This window comes from Coleofasciculus sp. A1-SPW-01 (genome assembly GCF_040217205.1).
Lineage (GTDB): Bacteria > Cyanobacteriota > Cyanobacteriia > Cyanobacteriales > Coleofasciculaceae > Coleofasciculus > Coleofasciculus chthonoplastes_A.
The window spans coordinates 18,286-41,309 of the sequence record NZ_JAVJNP010000027.1 but is presented as its reverse complement, the minus strand read 5'-3'; the positions used below and the strand labels follow the sequence as shown (position 1 = coordinate 41,309).

Annotated in this window: 20 protein-coding genes; 11 read left to right on the top strand and 9 right to left on the bottom strand. The window is 40.9% G+C overall.

The window, feature by feature from the left end:
• Nucleotides 1-29: 29 nt before the first annotated feature.
• Nucleotides 30-527 carry a hypothetical protein gene (locus tag RH949_RS05075; RefSeq protein ID WP_006101824.1) on the bottom strand — a complete coding sequence of 166 codons (498 nt, stop codon included), beginning with the start codon at nt 525-527 and terminating at the stop codon, nt 30-32.
• A gap of 183 nt (nt 528-710) precedes the next feature.
• Between RH949_RS05075 and RH949_RS05070 the strand changes: the two genes are divergently transcribed.
• The 4 genes from RH949_RS05070 to RH949_RS05055 all read left to right on the top strand — a co-directional run bounded on the left by RH949_RS05070 (nt 711) and on the right by RH949_RS05055 (nt 5,632).
• Entirely contained in the window at nt 711-2,111 is a 1,401-nt protein-coding gene (locus RH949_RS05070; RefSeq protein WP_006101626.1) for a serine/threonine protein kinase, read from the top strand.
• A 147-nt stretch (nt 2,112-2,258) separates the two neighbouring features.
• Nucleotides 2,259-3,626, top strand: coding sequence for a protein kinase domain-containing protein (locus RH949_RS05065; protein WP_446352132.1), 1,368 nt, complete (start codon nt 2,259-2,261; stop codon nt 3,624-3,626).
• Nucleotides 3,627-3,783: 157 nt separating this feature from the next.
• Nucleotides 3,784-4,737, top strand: coding sequence for a hypothetical protein (locus RH949_RS05060; RefSeq protein ID WP_446352131.1), 954 nt, complete (start codon nt 3,784-3,786; stop codon nt 4,735-4,737).
• Between the two features lie 40 nt (nt 4,738-4,777).
• Nucleotides 4,778-5,632 (top strand): sulfotransferase family protein, encoded by an 855-nt coding sequence (locus RH949_RS05055; RefSeq protein WP_446352130.1) that lies wholly within the window; start codon nt 4,778-4,780, stop codon nt 5,630-5,632.
• Between the two features lie 35 nt (nt 5,633-5,667).
• Here the strand turns inward: RH949_RS05055 and RH949_RS05050 are convergent, their stop codons facing one another.
• From RH949_RS05050 to RH949_RS05030, 5 genes are all read right to left on the bottom strand, one after another.
• Nucleotides 5,668-7,308, bottom strand: coding sequence for a glycosyltransferase family 39 protein (locus tag RH949_RS05050; protein WP_446352129.1), 1,641 nt, complete (start codon nt 7,306-7,308; stop codon nt 5,668-5,670).
• A 17-nt stretch (nt 7,309-7,325) separates the two neighbouring features.
• On the bottom strand, nt 7,326-8,060 hold the full coding sequence (locus RH949_RS05045) for an FkbM family methyltransferase (RefSeq protein ID WP_446352128.1): 735 nt from the start codon (nt 8,058-8,060) through the stop codon (nt 7,326-7,328).
• A 12-nt stretch (nt 8,061-8,072) separates the two neighbouring features.
• Nucleotides 8,073-9,179, bottom strand: a complete 1,107-nt coding sequence (locus RH949_RS05040; protein WP_446352127.1) for a glycosyltransferase family 61 protein — start codon at nt 9,177-9,179, stop codon at nt 8,073-8,075.
• A 96-nt stretch (nt 9,180-9,275) separates the two neighbouring features.
• Nucleotides 9,276-11,651 carry a WD40/YVTN/BNR-like repeat-containing protein gene (locus RH949_RS05035; protein WP_446352126.1) on the bottom strand — a complete coding sequence of 792 codons (2,376 nt, stop codon included), beginning with the start codon at nt 11,649-11,651 and terminating at the stop codon, nt 9,276-9,278.
• Between the two features lie 415 nt (nt 11,652-12,066).
• The gene (locus tag RH949_RS05030) at nt 12,067-14,046 is read right to left on the bottom strand and encodes an AAA-like domain-containing protein (protein WP_446352125.1); all 1,980 of its coding nucleotides are present in this window, start codon (nt 14,044-14,046) and stop codon (nt 12,067-12,069) included.
• 291 nt (nt 14,047-14,337) lie between these two features.
• Between RH949_RS05030 and RH949_RS05025 the strand changes: the two genes are divergently transcribed.
• Entirely contained in the window at nt 14,338-14,685 is a 348-nt protein-coding gene (locus RH949_RS05025) for a hypothetical protein (protein WP_006101610.1), read from the top strand.
• Nucleotides 14,686-14,809: 124 nt separating this feature from the next.
• On the opposite strand, the gene RH949_RS05020 is transcribed toward RH949_RS05025, so the two are convergent.
• Nucleotides 14,810-15,190, bottom strand: a complete 381-nt coding sequence (locus RH949_RS05020; RefSeq protein ID WP_006101732.1) for a lipopolysaccharide assembly protein LapA domain-containing protein — start codon at nt 15,188-15,190, stop codon at nt 14,810-14,812.
• Between the two features lie 127 nt (nt 15,191-15,317).
• Here RH949_RS05020 and RH949_RS05015 point away from each other — a divergent pair, with 127 nt between their 5' ends.
• Nucleotides 15,318-16,022, top strand: coding sequence for a PRC-barrel domain-containing protein (locus RH949_RS05015; RefSeq protein ID WP_006101777.1), 705 nt, complete (start codon nt 15,318-15,320; stop codon nt 16,020-16,022).
• Nucleotides 16,023-16,188: 166 nt separating this feature from the next.
• On the opposite strand, the gene RH949_RS05010 is transcribed toward RH949_RS05015, so the two are convergent.
• Nucleotides 16,189-17,319 carry a CapA family protein gene (locus tag RH949_RS05010; protein WP_446352124.1) on the bottom strand — a complete coding sequence of 377 codons (1,131 nt, stop codon included), beginning with the start codon at nt 17,317-17,319 and terminating at the stop codon, nt 16,189-16,191.
• A 10-nt stretch (nt 17,320-17,329) separates the two neighbouring features.
• A complete protein-coding gene (locus tag RH949_RS05005) occupies nt 17,330-18,211 on the bottom strand; it encodes a LysM peptidoglycan-binding domain-containing M23 family metallopeptidase (protein ID WP_446352123.1) in 882 nt (293 codons plus the stop codon).
• A 15-nt stretch (nt 18,212-18,226) separates the two neighbouring features.
• On the opposite strand from RH949_RS05005, the gene RH949_RS05000 reads away from it, so the two are divergent.
• From RH949_RS05000 to RH949_RS04980, 5 genes are all read left to right on the top strand, one after another.
• The gene (locus tag RH949_RS05000) at nt 18,227-18,364 is read left to right on the top strand and encodes a hypothetical protein (RefSeq protein ID WP_006101631.1); all 138 of its coding nucleotides are present in this window, start codon (nt 18,227-18,229) and stop codon (nt 18,362-18,364) included.
• Between the two features lie 561 nt (nt 18,365-18,925).
• The gene (locus tag RH949_RS04995) at nt 18,926-19,333 is read left to right on the top strand and encodes a CAAD domain-containing protein (RefSeq protein WP_052307489.1); all 408 of its coding nucleotides are present in this window, start codon (nt 18,926-18,928) and stop codon (nt 19,331-19,333) included.
• A 210-nt stretch (nt 19,334-19,543) separates the two neighbouring features.
• Nucleotides 19,544-19,927: a DUF2358 domain-containing protein gene (locus RH949_RS04990; protein ID WP_446352122.1), complete on the top strand. Its 384-nt coding sequence runs from the start codon at nt 19,544-19,546 to the stop codon at nt 19,925-19,927.
• Between the two features lie 53 nt (nt 19,928-19,980).
• On the top strand, nt 19,981-21,168 hold the full coding sequence (locus tag RH949_RS04985) for a TRC40/GET3/ArsA family transport-energizing ATPase (RefSeq protein ID WP_446352121.1): 1,188 nt from the start codon (nt 19,981-19,983) through the stop codon (nt 21,166-21,168).
• A gap of 485 nt (nt 21,169-21,653) precedes the next feature.
• Nucleotides 21,654-22,979, top strand: a complete 1,326-nt coding sequence (locus RH949_RS04980; RefSeq protein ID WP_446352120.1) for a hypothetical protein — start codon at nt 21,654-21,656, stop codon at nt 22,977-22,979.
• Nucleotides 22,980-23,024: the final 45 nt, after the last annotated feature.

Below are 23,024 nucleotides of genomic sequence, written 5' to 3'. Positions count from 1 at the left end.
TGGGGGAGCAATGAGTAAGTTTTGAAGACTTAACGGGGAAAATCCTCCGCATCAATACAGGTAGCTAGCGCACCCTCTACAGAAAAATCAATTTCGCGACTCAAACCAATCACGCATTCAGAAAAACGCAAGGGTAGAAGACTGCGACGACAGTTTGCTAGCACCGAAACCGGATCAGAACCTTGAGTATGCTGGTTAATATCAACAGTACAGCTTGCCAATTCCTTGGGACGCCGGACACGCATACAAGCGAATAACGCATCATCAGCCGCAATTGGGGTTAACTCTTCGATTTTTAGGACACAGAGAGATAAATCCTTAGGTTCAAGCGCCTCAGCACAAGTTCTGGCTGCATTTTCCCTAGAGATACCCGCACGCAATAGTTCTGCGGCGCAGATTTGAAACTGATCGACACCAGCACTGACAGGACTAGCAGGAAAGGCTAGGGTAAATAAACTTGCTGTAACGAGCTGACTGGCACAAATTTGCCAAAAATGACGACTACCAATACGATTTTTCCTGTTCATGGGGTTTTCTGGTGAACGATATCCTACGCTAGGATAGCTGATTTACAGCCGTTTTCAAGCAGATGGGGGGAAAACGCGGGGGAGATGGGGGAGCTGGGGGAGCAGATCATCTCCTGAGAAAAGATAAACCGATAGGAATACGGTTAAAGTAGAGAAATAGGCTTGATCAGGACTTACCGGGAAATGCTGCAAGCAGAACAGGTCTTATGCGATCGCTATCACCTTCATCATCCCTTTGGCAATAACTCTGGACGCCAAACCTGGTTGGCGTTTGACCAGTCTGTATCCCCGCCAGAATCAGTGATTGTTAAGCTATTGGCATTTAACCCTCAGATGCAGTGGGATGAGTTTAAGTTATTTGAACGCGAAGCCCAAGTTCTTCAACAGCTAACCCATCCTCAAATTCCCCGCTATCGGGATTATTTTTCCTTGGATAGCCAGGTTGGAGAGGGTTTGTATTGGTTCGGATTAGTTCAACAATACATTCCGGGGGCTTCCTTACGGCAATTATTGGATCAGGGTAAACGGTTCACTCAAGAAGACGTGAAGCGTATTGCTGAGTCAGTATTAGAGATTCTCAGTTATCTGCATGGCTTACAACCGCCAGTGCTACATCGGGATATCAAACCCAGTAACTTAATTTTGGCGGATGATGTGCCCATTTATCTGGTTGATTTTGGGGCGGTGCAAAATCGGGCGGTGACAGAAGGAGTAACGTTTACGGTAGTGGGAACGACTGGCTATACTCCTTTAGAACAGTTTTGGGGAAAGGCTGTACCCGCCTCTGATTTGTATGCTTTAGGCGCAACCCTAATCCATTTACTCACCGGGATTACCCCGGCTGACTTACCCCAACAGGATTTACGGATACAATGGAGCGATCGCGTCTCGGTTGATCCCCAGTTGATTCGTTGGATAGACATCTTGACTGCACCGGATTTAGACGCACGATTTAGTAGCGCGGCGGAGGCGCTAGAGGCGCTGCATCACCATCGTTATCCCCAACATTCCCTAACCAATCGCTCTCAACCGAAGGGTAGCCGCGTTCAGCTTAAGCAATCGCCCCAGCAGCTTATTCTGAAAATTCCCCAACCCAAGCGATCGTTCCGGGATATTCTCAAACTAGGAGGTGACTTACTGCTCACCGCTTGTTCACTCCCGCTTTTATTACTATTCGGGTTAATCTTTTTAGGCTTAGGTATCGGGCTATTTGCCACATTATCCCACAATGGCACATTGTTTCTTGTCTTGCTCCCCCTGGTGGCGTTTCTAGGATGGCTCTGGCGGGCTACCAATCAGGAATTAGGTAAAGTCCAAAATGAAGTGGACTATAATTTGCGTCATCTGTTCGGAGGTTATTGTCTTTATTTGACTCCAGAACACTTCATTATTGAACGAGAACTATTGGGGTTAACCTATCAGCGTCATATCGGTCAATTGACTGATATCAAAAATATCCAATTAATCCCTTTTACCGAGATACGGTTAGAGACTTGGATGATTAGCTATTCCTTCGGTGAAACCTTAACCGAAAACGAGCGGCGTTGGTTAGTTGAGGAACTTCAAGGATGGGTAGAAGGGTAGGAGGGGAGAAGGGGAGAAGGGTAGTAAACAAAAATTATATGGTATTGTGGGGGCGGGTTTAGAGATTTAATTGACGGATCTACCGATAACTTATTAACAAAACCCGCCCTCTCGTCGTTTATATTTGAAGAAAATGACGAATGGCAAATGAAAAAACAAATGTTAGCGGAACGTTATCAACTCGAAAGAAAATTAGGACAAAATGCGGGACGTCAAACTTGGTTAGCCCAAGACATTAGCCTGTCACCGCCGCAACCTGTCGTGGTGAAGCTGTTAGCGTTTAACCCTCAGATGCATTGGGATGAGTTAAAGCTATTTGAACGAGAAGCGCAAGTGCTTCAGCATCTCAATCATCCCCGAATTCCGGAGTATCGTGATTTCTTCACCATTGAAAAGCAATTCGGAGAGGGATTACCGTGGTTTGGCTTAGTCCAAGATTACATTCCTGGTGACTCTTTACAAACGCTATTAGATCAGGGGAAACGATTCACAGAAGCAGAGGTTTGTCAAGTTGCCGAGAGTATTTTAGAAATTCTTATTTATTTGCATGAATTGTCGCCCCCTGTATTTCATCGTGATATTAAACCGAGTAATTTAATTTTGAGCCAGGATGGACAGGTTTATCTGGTTGATTTTGGTGCTGTACAAGACCGAGCCACAGCAGAAGGTGTAACATTTACAGTAGTGGGAACTAGTGGCTATACACCACCAGAACAACTTTGGGGAAAAGTCGTTCCCGCTTCAGATCTCTATGCATTAGGGGCGACATTAATTCATTTATTAACGGGAATAGCTCCTGCTGATTTACCCCAACATCAGATGCGCTTTCAATTTAGCGATTATGTCAATCTCACTCCCCATTTTGCAGAATGGTTGGAATGTCTGACCGAACCTGCACCAGAACGACGGTTTACGGGGGCGCGTCAAGCGCTATCGACTTTAAAATCAGGTGGAGACTCCGTGAAAAAGTCGGGGCAGTCTCGCGTGCGTTATGATCATCAAGATGGTTTGACCTTCCGCGATCGCGTGCGCTATGGTCGTCTTGCTGGCTTGACTTTCCTTCAGTTTATCATTGCCAGTATCGCAATCAGTCTGATTGTGCCAAATTTTTTGTATACCAAAAAAACTCCTGAACCAGATGCTAAGGATTATGTAAATTCGATGAACCGCAGTCAGCAAGCTTACTATTTAAAACACTCAGTTTTTGCCGATTCCCTGTCTCAACTGAATCGAAGTATTCCGAATCAGACGAAGAACTATCGCTATTCCACTTATAATGATGGTGCTTCTGTCTTTAATTACGCCATTTCCCGTAAACCTAACCGGAAAAGTTATGTGGGTGGCGTTTTTCGTATTCCTACCACTGACTTGGATATCCATGAAACACCGGGTACTCTGACAACTAGAGAAATTCTCTGTAAAGCCAATGTTTCTGGTAAGATAAAACCTCCAGAACCGACCTATTCCCAGGGAAAATTTGCCTGTAGTCGTGGCACTCAACGAGTGTATCATTAATGGCAGTGGGCTGAAAAATCGTCGTCTAAACTCTAGTGACAAATAAATCAGTTAAAATTAAGCCTATACTTTTCAACAAAGAAAACAAATTGGGAGGAGGGCGATGAATGTTCCCGTGTCACTATGGCTACTGGTAGCTAGAACAGATGTACCCTACATGCTACAAACAATTCCACATCTGATTCGTGCCTGTCATTATCCCTTTACCGAACGGGTTTTGGCGATGGATACGGCACCGCTGAGTGGAGATAAGCGCTATCGATACAATACAGGAACTCAACAACAATTAGAATTAGCTTGTCAAACTCTAATAGACCAAGGGTTCATCGACAAAATTATCAAAGTTGATTATAACCCAGCACAAATTAAAAATGTCTATCAAAAGTATTTTGGCACTGAGCAAGCCCAGCAGATGCTCAACCATACACACAATTGGAAAGGTTCAACCGTTTATGCCTCGCTGTACTGTATAGAAGCATCCGCCACGGATCATTACCTCCATTTTGATGCGGACATGCTTTTGCACCAAGACGCCGATTATGACTGGATTAGCCAAGCCATACAGTTAATGGAATCAATCCCCACCATCGCGGCGATACGTCCCCGTTGTGGTCCTCCTCACCCAGAAGGTAAAGCCTTTCACCCCAATCCTTTTATCAAAGATGAACGTGGTTTTTATGCCCATAAATTTTTTAGTATGAGGGCATACCTCGTTGACCGAAAACGCTTTGTCCAACTTGCCCCCATCCCCTTGATGTGGAAATATTACCCGATGCTGTCTAGACAGTTACCCCAGCCATTTCAATCATTATGTGCAAAAGTTGAGCGCAAGTTACGCCGTCAAGTTAAAGCCATTCAAGGCGCTATTGAATCCTTTGAGCCGATGACGAGTCAAAAGCTACGGGATACAAGTTTTGTTAGGGCAGATTTATCCTCAACTCAAGCCTGGACGTTACATCCGCCCAAACACGATTCTGACTATATCCAAGCGTTGCCTAATCTAATCAAACTCGTCGAGCAAGGAAAGTATCCCCAGGGACAAGCGGGTCACTATGACCTGCTTCTAGATGAATGGTCGGAATTACTGAACGTGGAAAAGGCAGAGGAATAATTCTTTGGCTTAAACTTGAATAAATGATTGAGCATTTTAAATGAAAGATTCAAACCTACGTCAACTGATTCGGGTGACAAAAAACGAAATTATTCAGAATTATCACCACTATCGAATTGATACAACTCAAAGTCCTTTTCATATCGTTGGCAGAAGTCAACCCTATCGAATTCTTTTTATCCTCAGCCACATGCGGTCGGGTTCTTCCTTATTAACTCATATTTTAAATTCAAACTCTGACATTATCGGCTATGGGGAAACTCACATTCAATATACTTCAGAAGCGGATTTTAAGTGTTTAATGTTAAAGGTTTATTGGCAAGCACAAGAATTTAGAAAGCTCTCGGACATAAAAAAATTGAGTATGCACCAAAAATACATTTTAGATAAAGTTCTACACAACAACAAATTTTTGAATGAAAGCTTTTTGGTTTCCGAAAATCTGTACAGCATTTTTTTATTAAGAGAACCCCAAAGAAGTTTGGCGAGTATCGCTGAACTCAAACCCCATTTGAGTGAAGAACAAGTCCTTGACTATTATGTCAAACGGTTATCCATGTTAGAACATTATGCCCAGCTAATCAATAGCAAAGAGCGTAGCTTATTTATCACACATAACCAGCTTTTAGAGCAGACAGATTTAGTTTTTGACGCTTTACATGATTTTTTAGGCACGAGACAAGGATTTTCCGAAGACTATCAAATTCTCCGAACAACCGGGATGCGGGATGTGGGAGATCATAAAGGCAATATTAAAGCAGGTCATATAATACGAACGCCAAGAAAAATAAAAAACAATATTTCTCCAGATTTAGTCGAAAAAGGAATGCAGTCCTTTAATCAGTGTTCGGCAACACTATCTGAATATTGCACTCCTGTAGGAAAAATGATTTGATTTTTGAATTGAGTCATGTCAACAATAAATTATCATTATTTTTTCAACTGCCAAAGCTGACCCCGCTCATGAATATTTTTTAGCTCAAAACCAGCTTGATTAATGTCTTTTTGAAAGTCTTTGCTAGGATTATATAAAAATATATCTTGTTCAGGACTAAAATTTAGAGATATTTGCTCGACTTCAGGTTCTGCTAATAACTGAAGCTTAACTTTTGGTTCGAGAATGTGGCTCATAGAGAGCAACTGAGTCGAGTTATACCAAGAGTAATTAACCACTAAGCGGGGATTGTTGGCTTGATTAATAATCTCAGCCACTTGAGCATTATAATAGCTGTAAGATTTACTCCACCATGTCTTGGCGGGCAAGCTAATTGCACAAGAGACAACTCCAGCAGAAATTAATACGACTGTAATTAACTGCCATAACTTTTGATGTGAAACATTAGCCGTAAAGCACTTGGAACTTAGCAAATAAGCAACGGCTAACTGTATAGCTAAATAGGACGGAAAAAAATATCGAACGACAGTTGAACGAATTCCTTCAGAAATTAAATCTGGTAATGTTAATGCTAGTATTGGTACGACAATTAATGTACAAATAAATAACCATATCTGTTTGGGAGTACGACGAATTAAATAATAGATCGAATAGACGATTAATATCAATATAGGTAGGTAAACTAAATAGTGAAACTTATTATCTTTTCCTTGACTTAAATCAATAAAGCTAGAACCCTTGTAATCCAAAAATAAAGCACTAATCTCCAGAACCCAACTCTTGATGAAAAAAGATAAACTGCCTTTCTGTTCAGTCAAATAGGACATACGGAAATTATCGCGGTGATCCCAGATAAACTTAGCCCAAGGTGTAAAAGTTATTAACCCCAAAAAAGTCGATAGTAAGTAATTTATCCAAACTTGAGGTAGCCAAATTTTTCGAGTATTTTCTTTCTTAGCAAAAATGTTCGATACGTCTGGATAACCTATGATTAGTACATAAATTGCATGGGATAAAATAACCAAATTAAATAAAATATGGGTATAAATCCCCAAAGCTATAGATAAAGCGTAAATTACCCAACTTGCTCGATTGTTTAAACGCATTGCTCTAAGTAATGTCACGCTTGACAATAAAATAGTAACTGTCCAAAGAGTATAGGGACGAGCTTCTTGGGCATAGAGAACAAATACCGGAGAAACAGCCATTAAAGCTGTGGCTGTTCCCGCTGTTAGATTTGAGCCAAATAGTTCAATCGCTAGCCAATAAATACAGGGAAATCCTAGCAGGCTAATTATGGCGGATAAAGCTCTGACTGTACCTACTGAATCACCAACAATTCTGCCCCAAATCCCGACTAAGATATAGTATAAAGGTGAATGCTTGGGATCATCCTTCGCCATGACGTAAAGACTGTCAGTTAAGCTTCTTTGAGGTTCAGCTTGCTGGTATTTTTTTATATCTTCAATCCCAGTAATCCGGTTATCAAAAACCGCTTCCGGACTGGTTGGCATATAAGCTGCAATTGCTCGAATAGAAGTACGGGTTTCGTCGTACCAGTAAGCCTTGCGGTCAAGATTAGCAAAGCGAAAAAATACACCTAATGTTAATAGAATTAGCAAACAAAATAGCAAAACTTTAGCCGTTGAATTAGGGATCAGATGACGGTAGTGCATTCTGTGAATCATTTTGTCTAAAAAAGAGGTTTTACTGGACTAAAATTTACAAATAAAGCATTACAATAAGTTAAGAGAAATTGCCCCTTGTTATTCGAGTGATGCAAATCATAGAATCCACAAAATCTAAATTCTTTTTCAATTAAATAATCGTTAATTTCTGAAAACAATATATGTCGTTTATCAGTATACCTGAAACCTACTTCTAAAAAAATAAATCTTATAGTATTTTCCTCTAAACATTCTTTTGCTCCCCTGATAACTTCAAGCTCAAATCCTTCGGTATCTGTTTTTAGTATATCTATTGTTTCAATATCGTTTTCACGGCAAAATTGGTCAATAGTTTTTACCTTGACGATTTCACTCTCTGGGGAATAATGGTTGACTTCATCGGCTAACGAATTTAGCAAAGAATTGGACTGTCTATAAATTTTTAAATTATCCTCTTTAGAACCAAAAGCATGATGATAACAATTAACTTTAGGCAAACGAGCTGTATTTCGCTCAAGCTGATCAAATGTGGTTTGGATTGGTTCAAATGAAAAAATATTAGCATGAGGAAATATTTTATAGAAACGTAATGCTGTCTGACCAATATTGGCACCAACATCAAAAATAGTCTTAACTTGTAAGTCTCTAGAAAATCTGACGATATCAGAGTCAAAATCTACACCTATAGGTACATGCCCTTTTTTGTAAACTTTGTACCCTAATCGGTCAATGAATTGCTTAAGATAAAGTTTTATGTGCATAGGTTTAAGCTATTATTCAAAGCTATTTAACATTGATTCAATCTCTGAAACATTGACCTGGAAGTTTGCATCTCTACTCTCTTCTTCACCGCACCAGTATCGATAGCTATGATCCAGTGCTTTTGATAGATAATAGTAATGTGGTAATACAAACTGTGTTGGAAATAACTCTAACAGTTTAATTGCATCTGAAAAAATGATATTAGATAAGCCGGCTCCATGGGCGGCTACAACATAGTCAGCATCGTAAAAAGTTTCTATTTGTTCTTCAATTGACATCCTTTCCAGATTATATTTTTGGAAACCATGATTTTTCAAAACATGAAAAAGATCATCTTCATTTAAAATACAGCGTAATTTCCCTTTTTTTGTTTCTCCTCTAGAAATAAAAATGCGATTTTTTTTCCGCCTTGAACGTTGGGGAATAACTTTATCCAAAAAATACTTTAGGTATACTTTTGGTAAATAACCAGCACAGGGTTGACTCATAAAACTGGGAAATATAACCTCTTCACAGGAATAAAGTTGATGAGGATTAACTACGACAGGTTTTACATTATTAGGACAGCATTTATCTATAAAGAATTTTTCAGCTTTGGTCAGTTCATTAGAAAAGAGGAGTTTAATTTCAGGGATTTTACTATACTCGGGTTGAGCGAGCAAGTACAGCCGGGGAATATTATCAATTAATGTGTGATAGTAGCTATTATTAGTTGATCTAAATATACTACAAAATCCAGGTATTTTTTTAACTTTTTTAAAAAATAAATGAGAAAGACTAAATTGTTTTGGATCTTTAAAAAAATCTGTATTAATGGAATCTGATATTACTTTCCGTGAATTAGTCAGAATAATGTTGTATTTAGGAGAGTAGATTACATTCCTGAGAGTAACTGAGTAGATAGGTGGAAGAGAGTACGTTTCCTTTTGCAGGTATTCAGCTCTCCAGTGAAAAAGAGTATGCTTAACTTCTGGCGTAGTAATGGTTTCAGGAGAAACTGGATGACTTTTCTGAAGATTACTGTAGAACTCATCAATCGTTCCTATCCGCACTAAAATTTTACGCAAATATGGGTTGTCTATATACTGCAAGAAACTCCTCAAGATTTTTTTTAGCATCTTTATTACTGCCAATTAAGATAGTCTGTTTTGCTGATGGTATTTACAAGAACATTAGCGACGATTAAATGGAGACAGGATTAAGGGATACTTTTCCTAGGTATATAGTACAAGTAACACTGCCAGAAATACAACAAATGCACCACCGCTTTTAATTTGCCATTTATGCAAGGGTAATTTTTTTTCTAAGCCTAAATATCCGAGCAATAAGTAACTTGGCAAAGCTAACACTAGAGCAGCAATAAATCCCAGGAAAGGATAGATGTGGAAAACCAAATTTACAACTTTTAAAGAAGTAACAAAATTATCGATTTGGCTTTCAGATCTGGGAACTGAAATTATTTGCCATGTTTGACCTCCATCTGTTGATTTCAACACATCTGCTCCAGCCGTACCAAACCCATAAATAGTGTTATCAGTTGCGTAGGATGGAGAAAATTTGATCGGAACTGATGAAGTGGATATGGTGAGTAGAGGTGACAATGAATGGTTTTGCTCGATCAGAGCATCAATCTGACTAAATGTTTCCCCACCATTAACAGTTTTAAAGACTCCTTTTCCTCGAATAGTAACCAGGAAGGTTTGATCGTTTTTAAAGTTGGGTGAAAAAGCTATTGCTTCTACATAGCCGTTACCGCCGTAAGCAGAACCGACTATTTTTTCCCACGTTGTTCCTGCATCTTTAGTTTTGAAGAGACCTTTATCACTCCCGGCTATAACCGTTTGATCAGCCTGATAATTCGGGGAAATCGCTAACTGTGACCACGTTTTATCTCCTAACTCAGGACTATCCGTTGTTAATTCCCAAGTAGCCCCCCCATCAACGGTTTGGTAAATCCCGTCAGGACTTGATGCATAAAGAGTTTGATCCGATGAAAAATTGGGAGAAATTACCAAAGCATTTAGGGCATGATCTATCTTACCTGCGACCGAAAAGTTTTTACCTCCGTTCGTTGATTTGTAAATAAGCCCGCCATATTTAGTAGCTAAATAAACTGTTTTATCTTTAACAAAATCCGCTGAAATAGCCATAGTCATTCCCCTCGTTGAATACCCATGAACTGGTTTTATAGGAATTAAATCCCAATTGTTTCCTCCATCTGTAGACTTTAAAACTTTATAAGCCAAAACAGCAAATAGAGTTTTGTCATTACGATAATTGGGAGAAAACATAATTTCGTAAAAACGGGGGACTTCTATGAAAATTGGGTTGGCTAAATCTTTTTTGTAACGAGGAATAGTTAAACCTTTGTTAATTGGACGCCAGCTATTTCCTTGATCGTTGCTGATATACGCCTCCTTATTGTAAGCCGCGATAGCAATTGTCGAATCATTCTGATAATCTGGTGATACGTCTAAGGCGATAATCGTTCGAGGAGACAATGTTTCTAGCTCTTGCCAAACCCGACCCCCATCTGTCGATTTAAACAGCCCATTAAATCCCGCCAAAAATACTGTTTTATCTTCAGTAAAATTTGGCGAAATTCTCAAATAACTGAAATGATCTCTATCCTCAAAACTTGGTGAATCGGCTTGAACATCTTTAGTCAGACTTTGACTGTATTTCTCCCAAGTTTTTCCCCCATTTTTCGAGCGAAAAATTCCTTGATTTCCGGCGGAAGCTAATAAAGTCAAATTATTTTGACTATCCGATACAACAGCTATATCCTTAATCAAGGGATCTGAAAGTCCTTGATTGACGTTTAAAAAAGACTGACCCTGATCCACCGTTTTGTAAATTCCCGCTTTTTCCGTTCCTACAAAAAAAGTAAGGTCTGAAGAAAAATTAGGAGAAAATGCGATAGCAGTTACTGCACCACTTTGGCGGAAATTAGCAAGTTGCTGCCAAGATTCGCCTCCATCGCTAGACAAGTTAAGTTTTCCTTGATTATTACCGATAATAACTTTATTTTTATTTTCCGGCAAAAAAGCGATCGCCGTAATTTTATCGTTCTCTATCACTTTCTGCCAATCTTCACCACCGTTATTAGTTTTATAGAGTCCTTTTTGACTACCAGTAGCTAAGACAACGTCAGCGTCGTGAGGAGATATAGAAATTAAGTCAATATCTAAACTATCCAATCCCTTGTTAGTTTTCATCCAGGACTCTCCGGCATCGTCTGATTTGTAAATCCCATCTCCAAATGATGATAAAAAGAGAGTTTTATTAGTTTGAGCATAGGTGGATAACGCCGCTAAGTTATTAATATTATCCAAACCTCTCACGATTCTCTTCCAGCTCTGACCCCCATCGGTTGATTTCAAATAGATGCCTCTGACTATAATGTACAAGGTTTCATCTTGGTCATAGGTGGGAGATAATTCTACCTGATAAATATCATCGTGTGGAGTATGAGCTAATGCCGCTTGAACATTCCCGAAGCAGAAAATAAAACTGAGCAATAACAAGTAACAAATACTTTTAACAATAGCTAAAACCTTATTTATGTTCTTTTTTTCAAAGACTTCCATAGTATAAAAAATCCTAATAAACTATTAATAAAGACAACCATGCGTTTATCGGCGGAGACAAGGGAAGGGTACGTCTCGACTTGCTGATCGACCGGAGATTACTCACTGATTGCAGCAGGTTGCTACCCTAAATTGTTCTGACTATCATAAAGGATATGACAAGATTGGATAAAATTATACATCAAATGTAAATAATTGCTAACAATAAGTGGGATGGGTAAGTATCGCAGGCTACCTGGGTTGCTGAAGGAAAGAATTGGCAAAGGTTTTGGCTTACTTAAGTTGACCCGGCTGTTCACCAACCCGCCCCGACAAATCTGCCTGTTGCGGTTTTTCATCCGCTTGAATTTTATCGGCTTCCTCCAGGGATGTCTAGACCCATCCTAGAAAAACCAGGGTGCAGCCAATTCCTGGCTTATGAACTCCTGAGCCGATCGCGAAAATAGCGGCGATACATCTGACACAAGGGTGTGACAGCGTTTCCCTGAAACTTCACCAGTCCCATACTGCGTAACTTAAACGCAGCGGCAGCTTTAATTTCAACAGACTGATTCGCCGCCACAACTTGCTGAATCGCTGCCACCAATTCGGCATTTTCTTCTAAATTTAATAAATGGCGACGTAAATGGTCATAGAATGGTCCTTCTTCCGTCGGCGCAACTTGCAGCAATTTCTCCAATGTCATCTTCCCTCGGGCGATTTGATAAAGTGCGACTCGCACCAGATAGGGATGTCCTCCAGTCATACTCATTAATTCTTCAACCTGGTTGGGTTGCCAATCTAGAGAATGGCGCTGGACTAAATCCCAGACTTGTACCGGATTCAGTTCCGGGAGTTCAATCGGTATGCCAACGTTAAAGGGGGATTGATTAATATTCAGGGGAATATAAACTTCTTTAGAATGGACAAACACTAATCGCAGTCGCTGCCAAATTGCCTGGTTCTTCCCCTGCTCATGCCATGCTCGCAACAGTCCAAAAAAGTCTGTGGCGATGTCTGGATATTGGAAGATTTGATCCACTTCATCTAATCCCAATACTAAAGGACGAGTGGTTTCTGATAATAAATAGCGTTGAAAATAATCGGTACATTTATTCTTACTGCCTAAAATTCCTCGCCAATAGGTGTCTAAGCGATCGTCTAAGCCTAAATTCCAGCTCACACTGGCACAAAACCATTGTAAAAATTGATCTAAACTGGTGAGAAACTCTGCATCAGCCGATTGAAAATTCAGGCAAACGGTGCGATAGCCTTGCTGACTGGCATAGTTGAGAATCCGTGAGAGTAATGAACTTTTGCCCATTTGTCGCGGCGCTTTTACCCGAATTAAAGCACCGGGTTTGAGAATAGCATTATAACAGTCTGATTCTACGGGAGGACGCTCGACGTAAAAGCTAGAATTCAAACTTACCTGTCCTTCGGGTTCATCTAGCGTCTGAGGTGAGGAAAGGGGTAATGTGGGGGTTTGGTGATCAGTGATGGGTGATTGAGGATGAGTGGTGGGGACAACCAGGGTTTGCGGATGAGTAATGGGTTCATCGCCTTGGGTATCTTGGCGGAATTGCTCTAAGGCTTGCAGGGCTTCACTGGCGTCTCGATATCGCTGTCGATAGTCATAGCGCACCATCTTATCTAGAATAGTGGCTAAACCGGGGTGAATCGTCATGCGATCGCGCAGTAAGGTGCAAGAAAATTCTCCATACTGATCACGAGGGAGTCTCTGAGAGGTTTGCTTACTGGTGGGACTTAATCCGGTTAAGGCTTGCAACACCACCATTCCCACGGCGTAGATGTCGCTACTAAAATAGGGTTGACCCGCTTGTTGTTCACTGGGCATATAACCGGGAGAACCCACGGCTACGGTGATACTGGTTGCGCCATAAAGGTTAGAGGCGGGCGTACTAACGGCTTTAACCACACCAAAATCAATCAACACAATTTTGCGATCGCGGCGGCGGCGAATCAAGTTGGCGGGTTTAATGTCGCGGTGAATCACCTGCTGTTGGTGAACAAAGGCTAAAACCTGTAAGATATCGTTAAGCAGTGCGATCGCTTCTGACTCAGTGATTTTTTGACCCAGAGCAAATTCTTGGTTCAGGGGTTGACCCTCGACAAACTCCTGCACCAAGTAAAACTCCTCATCTTGCTCAAAGTGCGCCAGCAATCGGGGGATTTGATCGTGGGTTCCCAAGCGATACAGGGTTTGCGCTTCTCGTTCAAATAAGCGTTTTGCCGTTTCCAAGGCTTGCGGCTGGTTTAGCTGAGGTTTGAGTTGCTTAACCACACACAAGGGATTCCCCGGTAAATGGCTATCTCTAGCCAGAAACGTTTGACCGAAACCGCCACCGCCTAAGTATTTGATGATTTGATAGTGACCCGCCAGGAGTATGTTCATTTTAGTTATTGGTCATTTGTCATTTGTCATCAGCGGCGATGTTTGATAGCACCATCGCTTGAATCATTAAGGTTTTGCTGCTCATTGGCTCTTTCAGTTGTTGCTAAACTACCGAATTGGTTCTGGTTTTTATTAGCACTCAATGGCATCGAGTGCTAATTTTACGACTTACTTTAACTTACCCTCGACCATTAAATAAAATTTTCATAAAACTGTTCACAATGATAATCTATAATCAATTTCTTTGATTAAGATTGGGGATAACGGTTGTAAAAGTAGAGGCTAAATTCCATGAACTATACATTTGATATCCTTGGCGTTTCCCCTATCCTGGACTTTTTTAATCATCAACAGCGGATCGGTGAAAAAGCCAATCCCCCAGGCGTTGAATATTTGGGAACCTATCAATGTACCTTGGATGCCTTCTTAGAATCGGTTGAAACCGTTCCCACTCAGAAGGGATGGAATATGGATAGAGCGGTGGATACCGTGATTCAATTCTGGATGAATCACCCGGATCGGATTCGCTATTGGAAAAATCGTCTAGAGGATGCCGGGAACGCCAGTGTACTGGTGTCACGAATCGCAGATATGCCATCGCTTAAAGCCCAGTTTAACTCGCTGTTCAAGGAAAAGTAAAAGGCAGAAGAGACTGATACCGCGATCGCATTCCTGGTATTGGTGAAGATTATTGCATCTACTATAGGTTTATCGCTTTCGATTCTCTAGGGATATACAAGGCAAAACCTACCCCATAAATAGCCTATGCATTTAAATCCCGATCAGATGATTCAGATGATTCAGATGATTCAGAATAATCCAGATTGAACTTTAAACTATTTTCCAGATATTCAATCCGTTTTTGCTGATTCGCCAGTTGCTGAGTTTGTTCATTTAATTCTTTCTCTAAGTCTTTGTTGTGTCGCTTCTGATGGGAAAGTTTCCAATTTTGCCGCATCAGGGATGGTACCGATACCAATAATCCCACCACAACGCCAACTCCTAGAGTTAAGACGAGAACTAGCGCCAAAGATATCTCTAGTCGCCAAATCCCTAAAGTTACGGCGATAGGCACAGTATTTTGCAACGCAAAAATAATTGCTAAGATGGCGATAATAACTGCTATAATTAAAAATAATCGCATCCGTCATCAATTAAAATTATAAAGTATACAACAAAAAACACTCTATCCGTAGGTAACATTGTCTCATTGTAACATTGTCTCATTGTCTGTCTACATTGTCTCAAGCATAGCGCAAGTGAGGTATCTGATGTCTGCAAAAGTCGAAGTTCTCAAGCAAAGTGAACTCTTAAACCGATTAGTCTTAGATCGTCATACAACTGAAGAAGTTGGTCGAGTGACACAGCTATGGCTTGATTGGCAAGCTCACCGCGTGGTTGGGTTAACCTGCAAGTCTGGGTTTCTCGGCGGCAAAAAACACCACATTACCTGGGAACAAGTCAATACTGTTGGCAGCGATAGCATTCTTGTCAACAGTCTGAAGGAAGAAACCGAGTCTGAAACCCTTGAACTTCTCGAGTCTCCCATTGGTGTAGAAGTTTGGACGGATGCTGGCAACAAAGTTGGCAAATTTGTTGATTATATCATTGAACCAGAAACGGGAGCCATCGTTAATTACTTATATTCCTCCAGTGGTTGGCAAGGAATGATGGACGGGATTTATACCCTTGCACCCGTCGCCGTTTCCAGTGTGGGAAAAAAGCGAATCATTGTGCTAGAGGAAGCGGTTAAAAACAGTGATCAATATACCGAAGGCATTCATGAGCGCATGAGTCAAGCCGCCGAATTTATTCGCAGTGACTATAAAAAAACCCTTGAGGATATGGAATCTCTAAAACAAGGTGTTCCCCAGGTTACAGAGAATCTTACCGACCAAGCCAAATCTGCTGGTGATAAATTCAAAGAACAATTTTCTGATGGTAAAAATTCGAGTCAAAAAAAGGATGAAGAATGAAAAATATTTAAATGTTGAGTGTTAATTATTCACCCTTCACCCCCTTCAAAAACTTTTCCTTCAAATCCTTTAACCCCCTCTGCGCCCTCTGCGTAAACCTCTGCGTCACTCTGCGTTAAAAACCATCTAATTCTGATGCTAACAGATTGAGTATAACCAATCATCATTACTGAGGCAAAATTTTACCCGTTGAATCAATCTGTAAAGGAGTATTCGGAAAATCACTCTGAGTAAGCTGGCGCATCAGTCGAATCGTGCGCCCTTGAGAATCCGGATAAGGAATCCCCTGACGATTTAACATAATTGGAATAATTTGACCCGAAACCAAATCACCCTGGTTATCCAACTCTACCTCCAATACCAAAGAATACGCCAATTGAGCTTGAGTCGAGAGAGTCCGATACCCCATAAAATTGCCCAAAGAATAGGCAATTAACTTTCCCTTATACATTTCTAAGGCTCTCGGAACATGAGGTCCATGTCCGAGAATTAAATCAGCACCGTGGTCAATCATCGTCTGAGAAAACTTAACCAAATTGCCGCGATTTTCGCCAAAAAAATACTCCGTTTGATTGCGAACGTGCATCGCCCCAGTGCCTTCCGCCCCTGCATGAACAGAAATAATCACGATATGGGCATTTTGACTGGCTTCTTCCACTAACGCTATAGCGGCAGGCAAATCATTCAACGAATTGTGATAATTAAAATAACTAAAACCAATCCAGGCAATCCATAGGTCATTGATGTTAGCATATAAAATTTGATTCTTTTCGCCTAATGCTTTAACTCCAGCCTGTTCCAAATTATTAATAGTATCTGCAAATCCTTGACGTGAGAAATCATAAGAATGGTTGTTGGCAACGCTCATAATATCAAAGCCCACCTCTTTTAACAAAGAGGCATAATCAGGCGGCGTGCGAAAGGCGATAATTAATCCCCCTATCGACTTAGCAGAATAGGGATAATTCGTTAAAGTACTCTCAAAATTGCCAAATAATAAATCAGCACCTTGCAGGCTGGGTTGAACCGCTTGAAAAAGAACCGCTTTATTGGGATGCAGTTTATTCTGAGGATAATTCGTACCCGGAATAATATCCCCCACGGCTTTAATCTGAACCGTCGCATTCGGCGGCGGGGGTTCTGTGGGGATATCCGATTGAGGTTGAATGATTGGTTCTGCTGGGGGTTCAGGATAGCTTTGGACAACACCATACCCCATACCGCACAAGAAGCTAACCGTACCCACTGACAGCAACAATGCTCCGCTGCGACGTAATGATATGATAAAGTTCGTCATTCGTCATTTGTCATTCGTCATTTATTGGTCTTGCCGTCAAATGCAACTCTGGGTCTTGCGCTACCCAACCCGCAGGCGCATTGAAGCGAACTTCAAAATGCAAATGAGGTTGGTCAATGTCCGGACTTCCTGTAGTACCCACCGCCCCTAAGGGTGTTCCCGGTTTGATCCGTTGACCCGTTCTCACCGAAAGACGACTTAAATGGGCATACCGGGTTTGGCGTCCACCTTGGTGATTGATCACAACTAAATTACCATAGGTTCCCTGTTGACCCGCAAAGGCAACTGTACCCGAATCCACCGCTAACACCGTGGTTCCAGGGTCTGCCAATAGATCAATACCACTGTGAAACTGAGTTTGTCCATCGTCATTTTGATGCCAACCGTAATTAAACCCCATGGGCGCTAATGCGGGCAAGGGATAACCAGGAAATCCAGTATAGTTTTCCACAGGTTTACGATTTGCCAGTACCCAATTCACCCCTGAGACAAAAACCATATCGGGTGGTTGTGGTGGACAGCCATTGACCTCAAATAAAATATCAGCCCGGATACCATACGCCTCAGCTAAGTCTTGCCAGCTAGCCCCAGCCGGAACTTGCACCCGAATTCCATTAAAGGGAGGAATCAGAATCTCTCGACCCACAGGCATGGATTTTTGTGACAGGCTGGGATTGATTTCTGCTAAGGTTTCTGGGATTAGGCTGTATCGTTGAGCAATACTATCTAATGTTTCACCGGGCGCGACTTTGTGTTTCTGCAAGCGGGAAAGGGCAGGTGCTGGACAGCTATTTTCAGACGGTGAGGATGATTGTGCCGTTGCTGGATTGGAGATTGGGGCAACGAGGCAAATCAGGGTGGAAACGATAGGCAGCCAGCGATGGAACGTCATAGTTGAGAAGTATGAATGGCTAATGGTATAGTATTTAGTCTTTTATTATTATGGCTTGCAGCAGCAGAACGTATCGGGCAGGCGATCGCACTCGAACTCCAGCTTGATCAATTAACTGAGATGATGATAGCGAATCGCGATCGCCATGATTGACAGCTAGGTTTTTCCATTAAGATTTGTGTAAGTAACTTGACACCAGACGTAGCGTTAATCCTAGTGAAGGAAGGGACGAAGCTCCCTCTGCTTCCCCTACTCCTTACCCCCCCACAAGACTATTCAATTGGCTTCCCCCTTTTTAAGGGGGACGGGAGGGGGATCTAATAGGGGGACGGAAGGGGGATCTGAAGGGGGACTTTGATCTACTGTACTTTATTACAGCGCAAAGAGCTGTAACGCCAAGGACACAAGATCTGAGTAAGTACCTGGACATAAATTTTGTCCGAATACTTATAACCATTCAAGAGAGATTAACTTGCAGCATAATAGTTTGAAGCAATGATAAATAAATAGCTAAGTTTTTATGTTGATTCATCAATACTATTGACCCGCATCGCTCCTCCTAAATACACTAAAAAAAGCTAGGGAGTAAAGTAATAGATTGAGCCAACATCAGAGTTTAACGCTTAACCTTAAGACACTCTCCTTGTTCTCGACATTCCCTCACTCCCATCATTCACGCATTGTCGTTCTCCAAATAAAAAAATGACTGCTAAAATGGCAATCCCTGAACAGCCAGTTAACCCCAACTCGGAAACCTGCCATCCGGAAATCACCAGCGAAGTTCTCACCAAAGAAAAAAAACAGCCTTGGGTTCAACTCATTTCCACCTTGATCGAGACGATAGAGACTCTCTCTGATCACCTAAACAACCGAGTTACGAACACCAAGCAAATTTTTATCGCGGTTGCTTGGATTATAGCTGCCCTAACCAGTCTCAAACTAAGTCTGGCTGTCCTGAATGCGATTAATACGATTCCCTTCTTAGGCTTATTCCTAGAGATAATTGGCATTGCTTATGTAAGTTGGTTTATTTGCCGCTATTTGCTCAGTGCTGCCAACCGTCAAGACTTAGCTTTACAAGTGAAGTCTTTCAAGGAACAAATTTTTGGCACGATCTCCTAAATAAACCGTCAGTCAACTTTTAAACTCATTCCACATCAAAGACTCAGTGGGATGAGTTTACCATTATAGGAATTAGCTGGATATACATTCGGTGCGCTGGACTAAGATCAAATCCTAACTGTTCCCTGCTCCCTTGTTCTCACGCTTAAGTTGAATTGTGTCCGACTACCTATGATATCGTTAAAAAAAATAACATATCAGCGATAATAAATGACAAATAGAGACATTATTGAAATCCTCAAACAGGACTATCAACGCTTTCCTGTTGACCAAACCTACAGTATCTACGCCAACACTGTCTTTTTCAAAGACCCACTTAACGAATTCCGGGGACTTAATCGCTACAAACAAATGATTGGATTCATCCAAACCTGGTTCATCAATCCCCAACTTGACCTGCATGACATTTCCCAATCCGGCAATACCATCAAAACGCGCTGGACTTTAAGCTGGACAACACCCCTCCCCTGGAAACCACGAATTTCTATCCCCGGTTGGAGCGAATTACGTCTAAATGCAGATGGACTAATTTCTTCCCATATCGATTATTGGGATATCCCCCGTTTGGATGTTCTCAAGCAACTGTTTCGGTGAAAACCCGATACAGTGAATAAATGTAAAGGTTTCTCAGGTGAGCGGAATTATCTATGCGAGTAATTTTAATGACAGGCAAAGGCGGAGTCGGTAAAACCTCCGTAGCCGCAGCCACAGGTCTGCGTTGTGCCGAATTAGGGTATAAAACCCTCGTCCTAAGTACAGATCCCGCTCATTCCCTCGCTGATAGTTTCGACCTAGAACTCAGTCACGAACCCCGACTCGTCCGTCCTCATCTTTGGGGGGCGGAACTGGATGCGCTGATGGAATTAGAAGGGAACTGGGGTGCGGTGAAGCGCTATATTACCCAGGTACTGCAAGCACGGGGACTCGAAGGGGTTCAGGCGGAAGAATTAGCCATTCTTCCGGGAATGGATGAAATTTTCGGTCTGGTGCGGATGAAGCGTCACTATGACGAAGGGGAGTACGAGGTGCTAATTATCGATTCAGCACCCACGGGAACCGCCCTACGACTCCTCAGCTTACCGGAAGTGGGAGGGTGGTATATGCGCCGCTTCTATAAACCCCTGCAAAAAATGTCTGTGGCGTTGAGACCCCTGGTTGAACCTATATTCAAACCCATCGCGGGATTTTCTTTACCCGATAATGAGGTGATGGACGCTCCCTATGAATTCTACGAGCAAATTGAACAGCTCGAAAAAGTTCTTACCGATAACACCAAAACCTCAGTCCGGTTAATCACCAATCCGGAAAAAATGGTGATTAAAGAATCCCTCCGCGCCCACGCCTACCTCAGCTTGTACAATGTTTCCACCGATTTAGTCGTTGCCAATCGGATTATCCCCGACGAAGTGACTGACCCCTTCTTCCAACATTGGAAAGAGCATCAGCAAGAATATCGCCAGGAAATCCACCAAAACTTTAGTCCGCTTCCGGTTAAAGAAGTTCCCCTCTTTGCGGAAGAGATGTGCGGACTTGAGGCGCTAGAACGACTCAAACAAACCTTGTATGCAGACGAAGACCCAACTCAGGTTTACTACCAGGAAAACACAATTCGGGTTGTTCAAAACGAAAACGAGTATAGTTTAGAACTGTATCTACCCGGTATACCGAAAGACCATATCCAATTGAATAAAACTGGGGATGAGCTAAATGTACGGATTGGCAATCACCGCCGCAATCTTGTCCTCCCGCAAGCCTTAGCTGCACTGAAACCTGCTGGTGCCAAGATTGAGGACGATTATCTCAAGATTCGCTTTGCGGATACGGCGAAGGTTTAAGATTTAGGGATGAGGAAGGAGGGATAATTGTTGTACCACTGTTGTGGAACTTGCCTTGGAACTGGAGTTTAGACTAAATCCCAAACGATACTACATTTAGGGAGGTGAATCCAAACTTTTCGTAAAATCACCGCTATCTGTGACATTAGTTTAAAGCCCAAGTGAAAGTTTCGCATTCAATACAGACGTTCCGATGGAACGTCTGTACAAAGACAAAAGTCTTTTGTCATACCAAATTCTCCCTAATATTGCGCCATATCCGACCCCCCTTTAGTCCTCCGATTCCTTGGGGAACGGCGGTAGCAGGGGGGTGTATTCGTTGCACGATTACAGAGATATGGTATCACCTCACTCAAGCTCGGATCAGGTATATAACAATACATTTTATTAAGTAAATAAATGTAAAATATTCACCCATTATTGATCAATTTTATATTATAATCCCCCAAACAAATATATTGATTATTACAAAATCACAAACAAGGATGGACAACTCAAACAAAGTTTTGCTTAAAAAACTGTTAAATATCATACTAATTGTTTCTATATTTATATCAAGTTTTGGTTTTATTGTCGATATAAAAAATACTATTGAATATGGTGGGGTTGATTTAAGGCAAAGAGTTGTTGGCGCTAGACTTTTGCTGAATAAAATAGATCCTTATTATTTTAAGTGGCATCTTGGTGATTCCGAACTATTTTTAGATCCACAAGACAATAAAGATTGGGATGTTTCTAGAGTTACTGTAACACCTACTATCCTGACTTTTCATGCAATAATCGCTAATTTTTCCTATCAAAACCAAAAAATAATATGGTTGATTTTACAATGGATATTTTTGGGTGGTAGTTTAGCGATATTTGTAAAATGTGAATCTTCACAAATTAAAAGAAAATTGATTTTGATTGTTGGATTACTGTTTATTTCTGGTAGTTACTTCTGGCGCTATCATGTAGAACGGGGGCAAATTTATGTTCTATATATATTCTTATTGGCGCTTTCCTATTGGATGGCTAAACAATCCCTTCATTATCGGTCATTAAAAATAGATAACCTATTATCTGGTTTTATATTAGGAATTTCAGTTAGTTTTAGACCTCCTATTTTAGTGGCAACTATTCCCATGTTGCTTTACAAAAAATGGGAATTATTACTTGGAACTGCAATAGGTATAATAGCTGGATTACTTTCATCATTTATACTTGCCGATCTTTCAATATGGAAAAGTTATTCATCTGCCATGAAAATACATGGATTGATCAAATTAGGGGTAATAAAAAGTCAACTAAGAACTGATGTTGTTTATCCAAAAATTATTGAAGGAATGACAAACCTGCCCGATGCGATGAATGTACCCAAATTGACTACATCACTGATGTATATTTTTAATAGATTTTTTAACATTAAACTCTATCCTAATATGTTGATTATATTACTAGCATTAGTATTTGTCATTTTATGTGGTTTTATTTTTAAATATCGAAAGTTAAAGAGTTCGACAGATTTAGTATTTTTGTTGAGTTCATTCATGGTTTTAATTAGCGAATATTTTATTCCTGCCTATAGAAACTCTTACGCTGATGTGCAATGGATAATGCCACTAGCTTTGATAATTATTTTATCTGAAGAGGAATTTATATTATCCAACAAAATCAATGTATTATTAGTATTAAGCTTGCTTTTAAGTAGTGGATTTAATTGGGTATCTTGGGGTTTATTTATTGGTTCTTTTTTATTGGTTATTTATGCAACTATAATGACAGTGTCTATCGTTAAAAAAAGTACAAATAAAGCAATCATTAACCACTAATAAAAGCAAAAAAACACAAATTAATACACAGTAAATTAATTAACT